Here is a 584-nt window from a genome sequence, read left to right as displayed (position 1 = left end):
CGGGAACCAGCGCCGCTGGCGTGATCCCGGCGGCCGTGCAGTCCGCCAGCCAGCTGGTCATGGCGCTACGGGCCACCACGGCAACAGGGCGCGGCCCGCTCCCGGCGGCCACCACCACGTGCGGATCGGCCTCCCCCAGCCGGTCGCCCAGCATCAGACGGGCAGCAGCAGCGGCCTGCAGCGGCGCCAGCGCCGGCAGATCGAGCCAGTGCAGCGTCACCGCCTCACCCGGCACGGCGATCACAACCGGCTCGTCAGCGGCCGGCCAGCCGTTGCCGCTGGCCACCACCACGCCATCGGCAAGGCGCTGCCAAGAGGGGCTGGGGGCCAGGCGCAGCAGGATCATTCCGCCCCTCCCCAGCGGCGCAGCAGCAGCCGTGCCGGCCGCTCGCCCGCACCGGCGGCGATCAGCCCGGTCTCGACGAAGGGCAGGCTGTTGCCGCCTACCGCGATGCGGAAGGTGATGAAGCGGTCTGTCAGGTCGGGCTGGCGCAGCACGTCGGCCGCCATGGTGCGCCCGGCGAGCAGCGGCTGGCCCCAGAAATCGGTGACCGACGCCCAGCCGCCGGCCGGGCGGGCGCTGA

General features: G+C 75.2%; 2 protein-coding genes. Both read right to left on the bottom strand.

The window, feature by feature from the left end:
- Positions 1-346: type II secretion system protein GspL (locus GJV64_RS15325; protein ID WP_235927785.1), on the bottom strand; the 346-nt coding region annotated here is incomplete at its 3' end.
- The coding region (locus GJV64_RS15320) for a general secretion pathway protein GspK (protein WP_164158385.1) at positions 343-584 on the bottom strand (242 nt) is incomplete at its 5' end. The genes GJV64_RS15325 and GJV64_RS15320, both read right to left, overlap by 4 nt.

The organism is Sandarakinorhabdus rubra (assembly GCF_010994245.1).
Classification (GTDB): domain Bacteria; phylum Pseudomonadota; class Alphaproteobacteria; order Sphingomonadales; family Sphingomonadaceae; genus Sandarakinorhabdus; species Sandarakinorhabdus rubra.
The sequence above is the reverse complement of the archived record's forward strand: the minus strand, read 5'-3'. Positions and strand labels throughout refer to the sequence as shown.